Origin of the sequence: Pedobacter hartonius, from assembly GCF_900107535.1 — a bacterium.
Classification (GTDB): Bacteria; Bacteroidota; Bacteroidia; order Sphingobacteriales; family Sphingobacteriaceae; genus Pedobacter; species Pedobacter hartonius.
Genome location: NZ_FNRA01000001.1, coordinates 707,617 through 722,759 on the forward strand (window position 1 = coordinate 707,617; position 15,143 = coordinate 722,759).

The window sequence follows — 15,143 nt, forward strand, 5'->3', positions numbered from 1 at the left end:
ATGAGGTTGATTTCAGGTTAGGACCGCCAGGTTACTTTTTCATCAATAGATGTTCTTCTTTTCCGGGCAGGCAGGGTTGATTCGTCAGTATATCCCATGAAAAACAGGCCAAGCGAAGTTTCATTTTCTGCTAAACCAAGCGTTTTAACATAGTCAATTGCAGATCCGCCTGTTGCCCAGTAGGAAGCGATCTGAAATGAGGTAGCGCTGATGGCCATATTTTGTACCGCACAGGAAACTGCAGCAAGTTCTTCCCATTCAGGAATATTTACCCTGGTGCTTCGGGCGAAAATGACAGCGATCATACATGCGGCTTTAAGCGGGTATTCTTTCAGATAATTGTATTTCGCCAGCCGCTTTTCAGCATCAGGTATATCCATGTACAGATCCTGATAATAGGCGCACATGTATGCTCCGTATTTTATCAGCTCAGTTTCTGTTAGCACCACAAACCTCCAGGGTTCAGTCATTTTATGGGTTGGCGCCCATGTGGAATTGATCAATATCTCTTTTAATTCAGCATCAGGAATTCTACCTGAGCGATAATGATCAGCATAAATACTTTTCCTTTGACGAATATAATGAGTGACTATTTCATGGTCGCACCTAAAATGTATTTCGGTCGCAATATTGTCGTTTTTCATGGCAAACAGAGATTTTAGTTAATACTTAAGAAAAAAACACAAAATATATGTTGCTATTTAGATTTATTACAAATAGATTTGTCAACAACAATCCATCTATTTAGACTTGTTAAAAATAACAACAATGGCAAATGTAAAAGTTCTTATGATTAAAACAATATTTATTTCAACTCTTGATATTTAAAAGCGTCAACAAACCGATTTAGCAAACTTAATTAACTATTAAATAACAATTATCATCACTCAAATTAATCATGTATTACTATTAACCTGTCTATAAAAACCTACCGATATGGAATTAAAAAACGAAGAATCACTCCGTCAGTTACCTCCAATGGCGCCCTTAATGATTGAAGTTTCGCCTGTTGAACGCGCAATTATTAAAAGTTCGTCCCTGCAGCTTCAAAAAAAATTCGGACATTACGAATCGCCCGCCTACATCGCATCCCTCCATCTGAATGCTTACTATTTACTTCCTGAACGTATCGCTGCATTGCTCAGTAATTTGAGTACCGACTTTTCAAGTCAGCAGTATGGGGCAATTGTTTTCAAAGGACTTGTTGATGTAGACCAGGATGCATTAGGCCCAACGCCCGCATCATGGAAAGAAGCAGATGACCATAAACATAATCTCTACGGTTTTATCTCCTCCCTGCTTCACGGTGCCGTTCCCTCCAAACCTGTTCAATATTATGTGCAGCGCAAAGGCGGAGGGATTTTACATGCCATTATTCCTGAGGAAAGTATGTCATTCTCGCAAACAGGTGCAGGTTCAAAAACAGATCTGTTTGTACATACAGAAGATGCATTCTTATATCATCCGGCAGATTTTCTTAGCTTTTTATATCTCAGGAACGAAGAGCAGGTAAACTCCACGTTATATTCTATCCGCTCTCACGGAGAAACAGACGATTTGATGAAAGAGCTTTTCAAACCCATTTACAAGTGCCCGAAAGACGCAAATTTCAATCCTGAGGAAGCACTTGCACAGGAAGAAACAACCCCTGTTCTATACGGAAATATCAAGCGGCCGTTTATCCGCTTTGACGCGGCAGAGCAAATTTATAATGAACAGGCAGACCAGACGCCGGAGGCTTTAGACATCTTAAAAAAGTTCTGGGCGAAAGCCAAACAGCTGATCTATGACCAGTTCATTCCGAATGCAGGCGACCTGATTTTTGTGAACAATCATTTATGCGCCCACGGACGAACGGCTTTCCAGGCCGGTGTCAGGCAAGTTGACGGGAAGATTGTGCCATGTGAACGGCGGCAAATGCTGCGCATGATGAGCAAAAGCAGTCTGATTCACGTGCAGTCCGTAGCACATCCCGAGAATCCTTTTATGATCATGGAAGATCATTATGGCAAAGTCATCACTGCAAGCTAACTTATTACCTAAATATTCAACCAAATGGAAAAACAAGCCGAAATGAGCATTCCTCAAAATCATCAGTTATCCCCTGAATCAGCCATCGCCCACCTGAGTCCTCAGATATGGGAACAGGTAAACCGCCTGCAGGTCAGGAAAATGTTATGCGAGTTTTCGCATGAACTGCTTCTTGTTCCTCAACTGAAACGCATTCATGGCAACTGGGGCCTGTATATCCTGTCTACAAATGACGGGGAAATAGAATATCAGTTTCTGGCGCGGGTGCTGGGACTGGACCACTGGCATATCGATACTGCATCGATCACCAGAATGAGAGGCGACAAAGTAGAGGCACTGGATGCCATTGCTTTTATTACTGAATTTACCAGGGAGCTCGGCTTTACCGACACAAATCTGCCCACTTATCTGGAAGAAATTATCAGCTGCCTTTACGGCAGTGCCTATATGCATGCAAACGAAAAACTCAGCTCCAAAGATTTAACACAGGCAAGTTATGCGGATACAGAACATGCCATGATCGCGGGCCATCCCTGTTTTATTGCCAACAGCGCAAGAATAGGCTTTGATGCCATTGATTACCAAAACTATAGTCCTGAGGCCGCGGCGCCACTTTCACTGATCTGGGTAGCGGGCCACAGGGATTGTACTGAATTCACAAGTATTGCCCCGCTGACCTATCAGCAGGTAATCGCACAGGAACTGGACGCTGAAACCAATCAGTCATTTCATGATGAACTCCTGAAAAAAGGTCTCGACCCTGCTCATTACATCTGTTTTCCCATCCATCCATGGCAGTGGTTTAATAAACTGATCCACCTCTTCGCTCCGGATATCGCAGCATCAAAACTGGTTTGTCTGGGGTATAGCAAAGACCAGTACCTGCCCCAGCAATCTGTACGTACATTTTTCAATGTCAGCCATACCGGCCGGTTCTATGTAAAATCAGCCCTGTCAATCTTAAATATGGGTTTCATGAGGGGCCTTTCACCCTATTTCATGCGCACTACTCCGGCCATCAATGAATGGGTAGCGGAAATCGTAAGCAGCGACCTTTATTTGCAACAGAAAGGATTTACAGTGTTAAAAGAGATTTCCACAGTCGGCTATACCAACCAGCATATCGAAAATGCAATTCAAACCGACAGCCCATATAAAAAAATGCTGTCAACACTCTGGCGGGAGAGCCCGATGGACAAAATAGAACCCGGTGAGCGACTGATGACCATGGCCGCCCTGCTGCATGTAGATACACATGGAAATGCGCTCCTGCCTGAACTGATCCGCAGTTCTCCGCTGGATACAGAACAATGGCTGGAAAGTTACCTGCAATGTTATTTAAGCCCGCTGCTGCATTGTTTTTATTTTCATGACATGCGCTTTATGCCACATGGCGAAAACCTGATCCTGGTGTTTAAAGACAATGTCCCTGTAAGGGCCATCATGAAAGATATTGGTGAAGAGGTAGCCGTGGTCAACCAGCAAAAGGAATTGCCTGAAATCGTAAAGAGGATCATTATCCCCGTTCCCGAAGACCTGAAGATCCTATCCATTTTCACACAGATCTTTGATTCCTTCTTCCGCTTTTTGAACCACATCCTGGTAGAGCATGCAGGTTATCCTGAAGAACAGTTCTGGAAGCTAGTAGCAGATTGCATTACGGATTACCAGTTTGAGTATCCTCAGCTGGAAGATAAGTTCAGAAAATACGACCTGTTCGCGCCGGAAATCATCAAAACCTGTTCTAACCGCCTTCAGATGCAGAATAGTCAGAAAATGCTGGATGGTGCCGATCCGTTCAGGAACCAGAAGTTCGCCGGCATCTTAAAAAATCCGCTGGCCGCTTACCAGGCAAAGTTATTATAAAATACACCCTGCATCTACCAACCCTTAATCCTAAGAAAAATGAACATACAAACAAAGGTTACCCCAACTCAGGCTTCAGCACACCTGGAAAAGCCCGTATGGGAAAAGGTAAACCGCCTGCACCTGCGGAAAATAATTGCAGAATTTTCTCATGAGCGCATTATAATCCCGAAACTCACCGCTGAGAAAGATGGCTGGGGCCATTACCTGTTAATGAATAAAACCGGGGAGATCACTTACAGCTTCCGGGCAAAGATCCTTGCCCTGAACCACTGGTACGTTGACACCGCTTCCCAGGAGAAACATATTGAAGGCAAACCTGCCACAATTGATGCCCTGAACTTTATCATTGAATTCAGGGAAGAGCTTGGCATCCCTGATGAATCACTGCCGGTATACCTGGAAGAGGTTTGCAGTACGCTGAGCGGAAGTTCATACATGAATTTTTACGGCAAGCCCGAATCAAGAGAGCTGTTAAATGCAGGCTACCAGCAAACAGAATCTACTATGACCGGGCACCCCCGCTTTATTGCCAATAACGGCCGGATTGGTTTTGACGCCGGCGACTACAGGGAATACGCCCCTGAAACAGCCGCACCGTTTGCCCTGGTATGGCTTGCCGGTAACAGGCAGACGGCGGTCTTCAGCGCAGTTTCTTCGCTGGAATATACACAGGTCATCCTGCAGGAGCTTGGAGAGGAAAACCTGAAACGCTTTAACGGCATCCTGACCGCCAAAAAACTGAATCCGGATGACTATTTCTTTATCCCCGTACATCCATGGCAATGGTTCAATAAACTATCAAATATTTTCGCTGCCGATATTGCCACGCAGCAATTGGTCTGCCTGGGATACAGTGATGACCAATACCTCCCGCAGCAATCCATAAGAACATTTTTCAATGTCAGCCATCCCGAAAAGTTTTATGTAAAAACTGCCCTGTCAGTACTGAATATGGGTTATGTCAGGGGCTTATCCCCAAAATTCATGATGACCAACCCACCAATCAATGAGTGGATCTATAATTTAGTGGAAAACGACAGTTACCTGCAGCAAAAAAGGTTCTTCATCCTGAGAGAAATTGCCAGCGTAAGTTTTGCCCATCGCTATTACGAATCTGCAGTGGGTGCCGACAGCCATTACAAAAAAATGCTTGCCTGTTTATGGCGGGAAAGCCCGGTAAGTAAAATCACGAAAGATCAGCAGCTCATTACGATGGCAGCGCTGCTGCATGTTGACAATGAGGGGAATGCCTACCTGCCGGAATTGATCCGTGCTTCGGGCTTAACTACATCTGAATGGCTAAAGGAATACTTCGATTGTTACCTAAGCCCCCTGCTGCACTGTTTTTACCAATGGGACATGGTATTTATGCCACATGGCGAAAACCTGATCATGGTACTTGAAAACCATATTCCCGTACGTGCCATTATGAAAGATATTGGTGAGGAAGTGTCTCTGCTCAATACCGCCCATCCTGTTCCGGAAGCAGCATCAAGGTTATCAGTAACTGTCCCTGAGATAGCTAAAACATTACCCCTGTTTACACAAATCTTCGATTCCATCTTCAGGTTCATCTCGGCAATACTGGTTGAACATGCGGGTTTCAGTGAAAAAAGATTCTGGAAGCTGGTTGCGGATTGCATCCTCGACTATCAGAAGGATCATCCCGAATTTAATGAGTCCTATCAAAAATATGACCTGTTCGTCAGTGAGTTTAGTCCTGATGCCCTGAACAGGCTGCAGCTAAACAATAACCGGCAATTGCGCAACCGGGCAAATCCGTTTAAAGACCTTCCCTATATCGGAAATATGGCAAACCCTGTTGCCCCTTATCAGCATCATCCTGCAGATGAGGAATATATACACCATCAAAAAGAATAAACACAATTACAAACATATCAACACCAATTATTATGAAACAATTTTACGTCTCTCATTCAGCCCGGATGAGGCAATGTTTAAACTTCCTGCTGGTATTTACAACGATGCTATTGACTAGCCCGCCCGGTTTACTGGCGAATTTCAGCAGGCAGGAGAATGGTTCAATCTCCGGTAAAATCACAACGAGCGACCAGAAACCTGCGGAATTTTCTACCGTTGTGCTGGAAGGAAAAACAAGTGTTCAGGTAGACAAAACGGGAAAATATATATTTGAGAACCTTGCCCCGGGCGCCTACACGCTTAAAGTGAGCTTTGTAGGCCAGAAACCACAGCTAAAAACCATTGTCCTGCAGGCGGGAGAAAAAGCTACGGCAGACTTCTCCTTTTCTTCTACCGCCAAAGACCTGAACGAAGTGCTGATTGTTGGCGATAAATACAACGTGTCGTCAAGAAAGGAAAGCCGTTACGTATCCCGGTTGCCGCTTAAAAACCTCGAGAACCCGCAGGTCTATTCTGTGGTAGACAAAGAGCTGATCAAGGAACAAATGGCCCTTACACTGGAAGAATCATTCCGCAATATACCGGGAGCAGCTCCTGCAAAAACAGGTGCAGGTATGCCTGCGTTTTTCTCCAGGGGATTTCAGACGAGTGAGAACTTCAGAAATGGGATGGCTACCTCTTTGAGAACAGGCATTGACCTATCCATGGTTGAACGTGTAGAAGCAGTCAAAGGACCATCAGCTACGCTGTTTGGCGCTGCAATGACTTCTTTCGGGGGGCTCGTAAATTATGTAACTAAAAAACCCTATGATACGTTTGGCGGTGAAATCTCCTATATCCAGGGCAGTTTTGACCTGAGCAGGTTAAGTGCCGACATCAATACACCTGTGAATGAGGATAAATCATTGTTATTCCGTCTGAACCTGGCTACACAAAAGGAGAACTCATTTCAGGACCAGGGATTCGGAACCACATACGTTGTTGCACCAAGTATCTCCTACCAGGTGAATGACCGCCTGATCTTCAGGCTTGATGCAGATCTGCAGACTTACAAAGGCACATCTTCTACAGCCTGGGCCATTGGAGCGGGGATAACTGCCAAAAGTTACGATGAGCTAGGCCTGGACTATAAACGTTCACTGATTGACAACTCATTTGTGGGTCACCAATCTTCAAATAATGTTTATGCGCAGGCAGAATACAAGATCTCTGATGAATGGACCTCGCAAACCAACTATTCATTTGGTAACGGAGAATATAATGACCTCCTTTATTTCAACCAGACCTGGCTGACCAATACCACCATCGCCAGGGCAATAGGTGTATTTTCACCGGACAAATCCGGAAGAAAAGAGATCCAGCAGAATTTTATCGGAGATTTTAAAATCGGTACCTTCAGAAACAGGCTGGTAGTTGGACTGGATTATATGTCGCAGTTCAGGAACTTCAAGTATACGGCATTGCAGCTGGATACGCTCAACATTACCGGTACCATTAAGGATATCCGCGTACAGCAGGTAGAAAACCGTTTAGGTACGGTCAGTACCCCGGAGAGTCTGAATAAGCAAAATACGTACAGCGCATATGTCTCTGATGTATTTAACTTTACCGACGCACTAATGGCAATGGTAAGTTTACGTGCAGACCGCTTTATGAATAGCGGCACGAAAAATAATCTTACGCAAGTAATAACCGGTAAATACAACCAGACTGCTTTTTCTCCAAAATTCGGAGTCGTTTACCAGCCTATAAAGGATAAGGTGGCCATCTTCGGAAATTATATGAACGGTTTTAAAAACGTTGCAAGTACAACACAACCGGACGGTTCTGTCTCTAATTTCAAACCGCAACAGGCCAATCAGTGGGAAGGTGGTGTAAAACTTGACCTGATGAATAAAAAACTGAATGCTACGATCAGTTATTACGACATCTCAGTTAAAAATATCACCAGGGTAACGTCTATTAACAACCAGAACTTCACCGTACAGGATGGTACGCAGGAAAGTAAAGGTGTGGAAATTGAATTCATTGGTAATCCCTTCCCGGGCTTCAATTTCGTATCTGGTTATGGCTACAACGACAACAAGTTTAAAGACGGTGCTCCTGCAGTGGCTGGCAAACGTGCTGTTGGAACACCAAAAAACGTAGCTAACATCTGGTTAGGTTATACTTTACTGGACGGTTCCATTAAAGGCCTGGGCTTTGGTGCCGGTGCCATTTACGTAGATGATGCTTATTTCAATGCGGCGAACACATTTGTCCTGCCACAATATACAGTTATTGATGCCACTGTGTTCTTTAACAGGCCAAAATACCGTTTCAGCTTTAAAGCGAATAACATCCTGAATGAAAAGTACTGGATCTCTGATGGCTTTTACGCACGCCCGCAAAAACCGGTAAACTTCCTGACAAGCGTAACCTTCAAGTTTTAGGCAAAAAAAAGTACGGGTACCCGGTAAAAACTACTCAGGATTTCAATCCTTAACAAAGAGGCTCTGTTATGTCTGTTCTGCCCCCGATCAGTACTGAATCTGGGATAGCGGAATTGAAGAGCCTCTTTCAAAATTCTCAATTGTGGATAAATCAATATTTAATGAAAGACCCGGCTGTTAAAAGGAAAACAAAGGATTCAGAGCAATATAGCAAGGAGTTAGTATTGGGGATACTCCTTACCATTGCTATTTTAGACCATACCAGGCTTTTTTTCCATTACTGGAATACAAACCCCGGTAATCTGGAAAGCACTACCCCTCTCCTGTTCTTTACCCGCTTTATTTCCCATTTCTTTGCCCCTACAGTATTCTTTATCACCGGCACCTATTTGTTTATATGGAGCAAAGCCAAATCCAAAAGGCAGGTTTGTTATGGATTGCTCAGGCTGGCACTGCTGCTGATCAGTACAGAACTGGTGGTAAATAACTTTCTGTGGACATTTGATCCCTTTTACCGTACCATCGGGCTTTTTATTATCGGGGCGCTGGGTTTGAGTATCGGCCTGCTGGCTTTTCTTCAGTTTCTTCCCGAAAAGTTTCTCCTGGTATTGAGTTTACTTTTTCTGATTGCCCATCATTTACTGGATGGCATACCAGTGACAGGCAAATCACCGGCATCCGTCATATGGTATATATTGCACCAGCAAAAATATATTCCCTCAGGAGAATACCTGTTCATTGTCAATTACACCATCATTCCCTGGTTCGCCCTGCTCAGTTTGGGTTATACTACCGGCTATCTTTACCGCAGGAAATGGCTGCTGGCAACAGGTATCGTTTTAACCTGCCTGTTTTTTATCCTCCGGGGTATGAACTGGTACGGAGACCCTAAGCCATGGATCAGACAGGAAACTTTCACTAAAACTGTACTTTCCTTTTTTAGCGTTACAAAGTATCCTGCTTCATTGGATTTTATCTGTATTACCCTCGGGCCAATGTTTATTGTTCTGCATTGTATAGAAGGGCTGCAAAACAAGCTGACAGATTTCTTTGTGACTTTCGGCTCTGCGCCAATGTTCACTTATTTGCTCAGTACTTTGGTGATACACCTTGCAGCAATGATCAACATGGAGCTAACCGGCGGGTCCTGGTCTGCCCTGCTGATCACTCCCGATTCTTATCAGCAGGGAAACGTACTTTCGGATTATGGTTACCCGCTTGGAACCGTTTATCTCCTCTGGCTGCTCTTCCTCTTCATGCTTTACGGATGCTGCAAATTTTACCATTCTTTTTCTTCAAAAAGAACGGTTTGATTCATTAATAACTTTAAAAATTCACCTTGCCAATAAAATCATGAAAACAATATTGTATATTCTAGTTATAAGTACAAGCTTAATATACTCCTTTACCGGCTGCAGTCAATCTTTAAGAAACAAGGCAGAAATTAAGGGAAACTCCATCACTTATAAAATTAAGTATTCCAAGGGCTTCCAAAACTTCGAGGTCTTGATCATGGAGAATGTGAATAACAGATTTGGAAAGAGTTGAAAACATCCTGGTCAATATTGTTTAGGGAACAATAAAAGACGATGCCTACAAAGGAATAAACTATATTACCTATATGGCGTTCCATTCGATTACACCTACCCAAATCGCAGATTATAAAGGTAAGAAGCCGTATATGAAGTCTTGCATCGAATTCTCACAGAGTGAAGAACTGGATTCATTGATCCGCAGTTATGACTACCAAATAGAAATTAATCCATAATCATCCTATATAAGTTACTGTTGCAGATGACTGTCAATGGTATTGAGGCAGGCAAACTCATTTTAAATCGTTTAAACCCAGTTTTTGCATTTTTACCCAAAATGGGCCTCAAATTTGTTATTCAGGGGCTTTTCATTACATTTGGTCAGAACCAAACTATAGAATTATGTATCAACTTACCGTAGCTCCGGATCAGGTAAATGAAACCTTAAGCCAACACGTTTTAGCCGATGGATTTGACCTGACCTATGATATGGAGCAAAGCCAGGGAGCATATATTTACGACTCAAAGTACAACCGTAAGCTGCTGGATTTTTTCACTTGCTTCGCTTCTGTTCCCCTTGGATATAACCATCCCAAGATGCTGAACGACGAAAATTTTAAACATAATCTTTTACTGGCGGCAATGGCTAACCCTTCCAACTCGGATGTATATACACAGCAATATGCCCAGTTTGTAAAAACGTTTGGCGCCATAGGTATCCCATCCTATCTTCCTCATGCTTTTTTTATAGCAGGCGGAGGCCTGGCAATCGAGAATGCCCTTAAAGTAGCAATGGACTGGAAGGTGCAAAAGAATTTTGCAAAGGGTTACAGGGAAGAGAAAGGATTTAAAGTATTGCATTTTGAAAAGGCCTTCCACGGCAGGACAGGTTATACGCTGAGCCTTACCAATACGATTCCTGATAAAACGAAGTGGTTTGCAAAGTTCGACTGGCCAAGAGTATCGGTTCCAAAGGTGGTATTTCCTCTGGAGGGCGACAATTTAGCTCAAGCCATTCATACTGAGTATGTGTCAATCGCCCAGATCAAACAAGCCTTTGCAGCACACAAAGATGATATTTGCGCGATCATTATAGAGCCCATTCAATCTGAAGGCGGCGACAATCACCTTCGTGAAGAGTTCCTCATCCAGCTCCGCAGCCTGGCCGATGAAAATGAGGCCTTCCTGATCTATGATGAAGTGCAGACAGGGGTTGGCCTGACCGGTAAATTCTGGTGCCATCAGCATTACAGCGAAAAGGCACGTCCCGATATCCTTGCTTTCGGAAAGAAAATGCAGGTATGCGGAATTCTGGTAAGCAATAAGGTTGATGAGATTGAGAATAATGTTTTCAATATCCCTTCCAGGATCAATTCCACCTGGGGCGGAAACCTGGTGGATATGGTGAGGATCACGCAGATCCTGCAGATCATTGAAGAAGACAAGCTCTGTGACAGAGCTGCTGAAGTTGGGCAATACCTCAAAGAAAATCTCGAAGCCCTCGCCTTAAGATATGATCAGATCAGCAATGTAAGGGGAAAAGGGTTGTTATGCGCTTTCGATTTTCCTGATTCAGCCATGCGCAACACCTTTATCCGGAAAGGAATGGAAGAAAATGTAATGTTCCTGGGTTGTGGCTCCCAAACTATTCGTTTCCGTCCGGCACTGATCATGGAAAAAATCCATATCGATGAGGGTATTGAGGTCATGAATAAAATATTAGCCGGTATATGAGAAACAAAAAAATAAACATCTTCCTGGTCATACTCGTACTCTTTCTGGTGGGGTGGATGCTTAAAGGAACCTTTTTCCAGCCAGGGGCGGGCGACCTTAAAGCCGGATTTAAACAGGTAGCAGAATATAGAAATGAGAACAATACAGGTCCTATTCAATACGTGTTCTCCGTCAGCCTGAGAGATACCTTATGGTCTGAAATGGAAACCTATGGAAACTATAAGCCGCATCATAAAGGCGGAACTACCAAAGTCTATTATTTTATGGAAGGCAGTCCTGCACCGGCAGAACTTTCACCCGGCAATGTGAATTTTGATCCATCTTTTAATGCCTCCTGCGTAGCGATGTATGAAAAGAGTGCTATCGGAAACGTGATCATCACCAAACATCCATTCAAATAAACAGGCGGGCCAACCGGACCTTTTCCGGGAATCTCAGGTATAAAAAAAGACATTGCCGGAATTCATTCAGCAATGTCTTTTTTTATTCTATCAGGGACCTGACGTCTATTTCAGCAGTTCTGCCAGTTTCGCCTGTAACTCTTCTCCCCGTAAATTGGTAGCGGCAATTTTCCCCGAAGGATCAATCAGGAAGTTCTGAGGAATGCTGTTTATACCGTATAACCGGGCGGCTTCGCTGTTCCAGAATTTAAGATCTGATACCTGCGTCCAGGTTAAACCGTCTTTGGCAATTGCAGCAAGCCACTGTTCTTTCTTGCCCGGCTGATCCAGGGACACACCTAAAACAGTAAATCCTTTGTCCTTAAATTTGTTGTAAGCCACCACAACGTTTGGATTTTCGGCACGGCAGGGGCCACACCAGGATGCCCAAAAGTCGAGCAGTACATATTTTCCCCGGAAACCCGATAATTTTACCGGTTTATCATTTACGTCATTCAATGTAAAATCAGGAGCTTCGGCACCTACAGAGGTTACTTTTGCAGCTTTGATCGCTGTACTAAACTCCACACCCGCCTGGGTACCGCGCACCTTAGTGGAAAGTCCCTGAAACAGGGGATCGATCTTGCCTGCATCTATGCTGCCATCTCCGGCAATTTCGCGCAAAGCCAGCAGGCTGATATACGAATCCGGGTGGGCTTTGATAAAGTCAGACTGAAGGGCTTCCAGTTTAGCGGCGGATTTTTCATACCTGGCGCGCATAGCGGCCCTGTAAGCATCATCCTTTTGTTTCTCTTCAGGAGCAGCACCAAACTCTGTATTTAAAGCCTTTAGTTCTGTTACAGGCCCAGTAATGAATTGCATATACTGCGCATTTTCTTCATTCAGTTTAGAACCCGTCACCGATGCATTTTTCAAAGAATCTTTAGCTGTAACGGTAATCGTACCAGGCTCCAGGTATACAACTTCATTATCTGCAGATCTGCCCAGTTTCTTTAGTCCCTCACCTTTATGGTCTAAAATAATGCGTGCCATTGTAGGGCCGGCAACAATTCCTTTGAAGGTAAAAGAGCCCTTAGTGATCACTGCAGAGTCAAGCACCTGCTTTTCGCCAGCAATATAGTTCAGGTAAGCTTTTGCCGGGGAATTCAGGGTACCGATCTTTCCATTAAGTGTATATTCTCCGTTCTGCTGTCCACATGCCAGTGCAGGAGAGGCTATCAATAATGATAAAAGTAATTTTCTCATTCAATTTTTATTTTATCCCAAATTAGAGAAATTTTTAGCAGTTCCTGCCCAAGTAACTAAAAAACAACATCTTTTACACCCCTTTCAGGAATGTTTACCGCAGATCGAACAGACTCTCTACACCCAAAAGCTTAGCTGAGGTAAATCCTTCGGCATAGGTAGCACCGATCGACCTGCCCAGTTCCCTGGCGCGTGCTATCGTGTTTTCAAAAAATTCCGGTGAAGAGATATATGTTGAGGGTTCATCCAGGTCAGGGTTGTAGAACTGGGTCTTAAATGCTTTGATAGACTCCAGTTTTGCTTCCATGTAGGGAGTGATGTCTACAATAACATCAGGTTCAATGTAAGAATCCTGAATGTATTGCAGCAATAACCTTGGCCTCCATTGCTGCTGTGCAATCCCATCCTGCAGGGTATGAATTTTGGACAGGCCTGATAAGAAAAAGGAGTCATTGGCGAGATCTGCGGCACGCCCGTGATCAGGATGTCTGTCATAAAGTGCGTTGCTCAATACAATTTCCGGCTGGTATTTCCTGATCATTCTGATCACTTCCAGCTGGTGTGATTCGTCATTTTTAAAGAAGCCATCTTTGAATCCAAGATTTTCCCGTGCATGCAGCCCCAGGATTTTTGCTGAATCGGCGGCTTCCGCATCACGTGTTTCAGCGGTTCCGCGCGTCCCCAGTTCTCCCCGGGTAAAATCAACTATCCCCACCTTTTTACCGAGTGCAATATGTTTTAAAATAGTTCCTGAACATCCCAGTTCTGCATCGTCAGGATGAACGGCTAATACAAGTATATCTAATTTCATTTACGTTAATTCTTCTTTATTACTATTAGCCGGGCAACTATTTTATCCACCAGGCTTATTGTTCATTATTGTATTCCCTTACAGCAGACGTTGAATTTTCTTTCTGATTTTTGACGACATCGGTTTGGTGAAAGGAAAAAAATAGTCTGCAAGTTCCCCGTCCCTGCCAATCAGGTATTTCTGAAAATTCCACCTTGGCCTTGCTTTAAAATGGCCGTTCAGTTCTTTATTGCTAAGGAATTTAAATATGGGGTTTGCCTGCTCTCCCCTCACCATAATTTTCGCAAAAACAGGAAATTTAACACCATAATTCTGCTCACAGAAATCACCGATCGCTTTTCCCTCCAGTGGCTCCTGCCCGCCAAAATCATCGGACGGGAAGGCGAGTATCTCAAAATCTTCAGGTTTAAAGCTATCACTCAGCTCCTGAAGCTCTTTCAGCTGGGGGGCAAACCCGCAGGCTGAAGCAATATTGACCACTAAAAGCACTTTGCCCTTGTAATCTGTTAACGCCTTGTCTCTTCCGCTGATCAGTTTGGCCTTAAACTGGTAGATGCTCCTTGGATTTTCTTTCATTCTTACTGGCGATAAAATCCGGAGGATGCAATAATAGCCTCAATATCCCTTTCCTCTTCGGGGTTATAGGTGCTCTTTAAATTATGCCCTACTACTCTTGCTACCGACTGGTAAAGAAAGGCTTTTACCCCACCTTGGGTCTCTTTGACGATCTCATAGGTTGTACGCCCCACTTCCCGGTCAATCAGTTTGGTCAGTATCTGTCCCTGTGTAATGGTCAATTCTTTGATTTCAGTTTTAAACATTTGCTTGATCTCCTGGTCACACTGTTTTACGAGCTTTTTATGTTCTTTGCGGTCAGTAGTCGAAGCCAGGTCTCTTTCCAGCTGTTCATACCTTCTTTTTGCAAAAAGTGCGTAAGGCATCACCTTTAACACATTATAGCGGAGCCTGTTGTATGCTGCACGGTCCGCAGGGGTCCTGAATATTCTTTCAGCATAGATAACTACCTCATGCAAAGACATCCAGGGTATCATTTCTCCGTTATCATTTGTAGATGCTACCCTGATTGTATCATTTTTACCCCTTGGAGGAAACTTATAGGACGCAGGCGTTTCCTGAGCATTTAGCCTTTCTGTGGTAATAATGACAAATAACAGAATAAATAACCTGCAAAATTTCATAAATTTAT

Annotated in this window: 12 protein-coding genes; 7 read left to right on the plus strand and 5 right to left on the minus strand. The window is 43.8% G+C overall.

Features of this window, described 5'->3' with window-relative positions:
• Positions 1-17 precede the first annotated feature (17 nt).
• Positions 18-644: a nitroreductase family protein gene (locus BLW16_RS03190; protein WP_090555077.1), complete on the minus strand. Its 627-nt coding sequence runs from the start codon at positions 642-644 to the stop codon at positions 18-20.
• Between the two features lie 292 nt (positions 645-936).
• Between BLW16_RS03190 and BLW16_RS03195 the strand changes: the two genes are divergently transcribed.
• The 7 genes from BLW16_RS03195 to BLW16_RS03230 all read left to right on the plus strand — a co-directional run bounded on the left by BLW16_RS03195 (position 937) and on the right by BLW16_RS03230 (position 11,880).
• Positions 937-2,031 (plus strand): TauD/TfdA family dioxygenase, encoded by a 1,095-nt coding sequence (locus tag BLW16_RS03195; protein ID WP_090555079.1) that lies wholly within the window; start codon positions 937-939, stop codon positions 2,029-2,031.
• Positions 2,032-2,055: 24 nt separating this feature from the next.
• A complete protein-coding gene (locus BLW16_RS03200; protein ID WP_245735109.1) occupies positions 2,056-3,897 on the plus strand; it encodes an IucA/IucC family protein in 1,842 nt (613 codons plus the stop codon).
• 39 nt (positions 3,898-3,936) lie between these two features.
• A complete protein-coding gene (locus tag BLW16_RS03205) occupies positions 3,937-5,781 on the plus strand; it encodes an IucA/IucC family protein (protein ID WP_090555081.1) in 1,845 nt (614 codons plus the stop codon).
• Positions 5,782-5,813: 32 nt separating this feature from the next.
• The gene (locus tag BLW16_RS03210) at positions 5,814-8,213 is read left to right on the plus strand and encodes a TonB-dependent receptor (RefSeq protein ID WP_090555083.1); all 2,400 of its coding nucleotides are present in this window, start codon (positions 5,814-5,816) and stop codon (positions 8,211-8,213) included.
• A 161-nt stretch (positions 8,214-8,374) separates the two neighbouring features.
• Positions 8,375-9,526 carry an acetyltransferase domain-containing protein gene (locus BLW16_RS03215; protein WP_090555084.1) on the plus strand — a complete coding sequence of 384 codons (1,152 nt, stop codon included), beginning with the start codon at positions 8,375-8,377 and terminating at the stop codon, positions 9,524-9,526.
• A gap of 621 nt (positions 9,527-10,147) precedes the next feature.
• Positions 10,148-11,479, plus strand: coding sequence for an L-lysine 6-transaminase (gene lat / locus BLW16_RS03225; protein ID WP_090555086.1), 1,332 nt, complete (start codon positions 10,148-10,150; stop codon positions 11,477-11,479).
• Positions 11,476-11,880, plus strand: coding sequence for a hypothetical protein (locus BLW16_RS03230; protein ID WP_090555087.1), 405 nt, complete (start codon positions 11,476-11,478; stop codon positions 11,878-11,880). The genes lat and BLW16_RS03230 overlap by 4 nt, the downstream gene beginning before the upstream one ends.
• A 105-nt stretch (positions 11,881-11,985) precedes the next feature.
• Here the strand turns inward: BLW16_RS03230 and BLW16_RS03235 are convergent, their stop codons facing one another.
• From BLW16_RS03235 to BLW16_RS03250, 4 genes are all read right to left on the minus strand, one after another.
• Complete coding sequence (locus tag BLW16_RS03235; RefSeq protein WP_090555088.1) at positions 11,986-13,125, minus strand: TlpA disulfide reductase family protein; 1,140 nt, start codon at positions 13,123-13,125, stop codon at positions 11,986-11,988.
• Between the two features lie 94 nt (positions 13,126-13,219).
• Complete coding sequence (bshB1, locus tag BLW16_RS03240) at positions 13,220-13,936, minus strand: bacillithiol biosynthesis deacetylase BshB1 (protein WP_090555089.1); 717 nt, start codon at positions 13,934-13,936, stop codon at positions 13,220-13,222.
• Between the two features lie 78 nt (positions 13,937-14,014).
• Positions 14,015-14,512 (minus strand): glutathione peroxidase, encoded by a 498-nt coding sequence (locus BLW16_RS03245; protein WP_090555090.1) that lies wholly within the window; start codon positions 14,510-14,512, stop codon positions 14,015-14,017.
• Positions 14,513-14,514: 2 nt separating this feature from the next.
• Positions 14,515-15,135, minus strand: coding sequence for a DUF4294 domain-containing protein (locus tag BLW16_RS03250; protein WP_090555091.1), 621 nt, complete (start codon positions 15,133-15,135; stop codon positions 14,515-14,517).
• Positions 15,136-15,143: the final 8 nt, after the last annotated feature.

Bases quoted from the DNA above. Each gene is read 5' to 3' on its own strand.
- BLW16_RS03190 (WP_090555077.1), bottom strand. From the start codon at position 644: ATGAAAAACGACAATATTGCGACCGAAATACATTTTAGGTGCGACCAT.
- BLW16_RS03195 (WP_090555079.1), top strand. From the start codon at position 937: ATGGAATTAAAAAACGAAGAATCACTCCGTCAGTTACCTCCAATGGCG.
- BLW16_RS03200 (WP_245735109.1), top strand. From the start codon at position 2,056: ATGGAAAAACAAGCCGAAATGAGCATTCCTCAAAATCATCAGTTATCC.
- BLW16_RS03205 (WP_090555081.1), top strand. From the start codon at position 3,937: ATGAACATACAAACAAAGGTTACCCCAACTCAGGCTTCAGCACACCTG.
- BLW16_RS03210 (WP_090555083.1), top strand. From the start codon at position 5,814: ATGAAACAATTTTACGTCTCTCATTCAGCCCGGATGAGGCAATGTTTA.
- BLW16_RS03215 (WP_090555084.1), top strand. From the start codon at position 8,375: ATGAAAGACCCGGCTGTTAAAAGGAAAACAAAGGATTCAGAGCAATAT.
- lat (WP_090555086.1), top strand. From the start codon at position 10,148: ATGTATCAACTTACCGTAGCTCCGGATCAGGTAAATGAAACCTTAAGC.
- BLW16_RS03230 (WP_090555087.1), top strand. From the start codon at position 11,476: ATGAGAAACAAAAAAATAAACATCTTCCTGGTCATACTCGTACTCTTT.
- BLW16_RS03235 (WP_090555088.1), bottom strand. From the start codon at position 13,125: ATGAGAAAATTACTTTTATCATTATTGATAGCCTCTCCTGCACTGGCA.
- bshB1 (WP_090555089.1), bottom strand. From the start codon at position 13,936: ATGAAATTAGATATACTTGTATTAGCCGTTCATCCTGACGATGCAGAA.
- BLW16_RS03245 (WP_090555090.1), bottom strand. From the start codon at position 14,512: ATGAAAGAAAATCCAAGGAGCATCTACCAGTTTAAGGCCAAACTGATC.
- BLW16_RS03250 (WP_090555091.1), bottom strand. From the start codon at position 15,135: ATGAAATTTTGCAGGTTATTTATTCTGTTATTTGTCATTATTACCACA.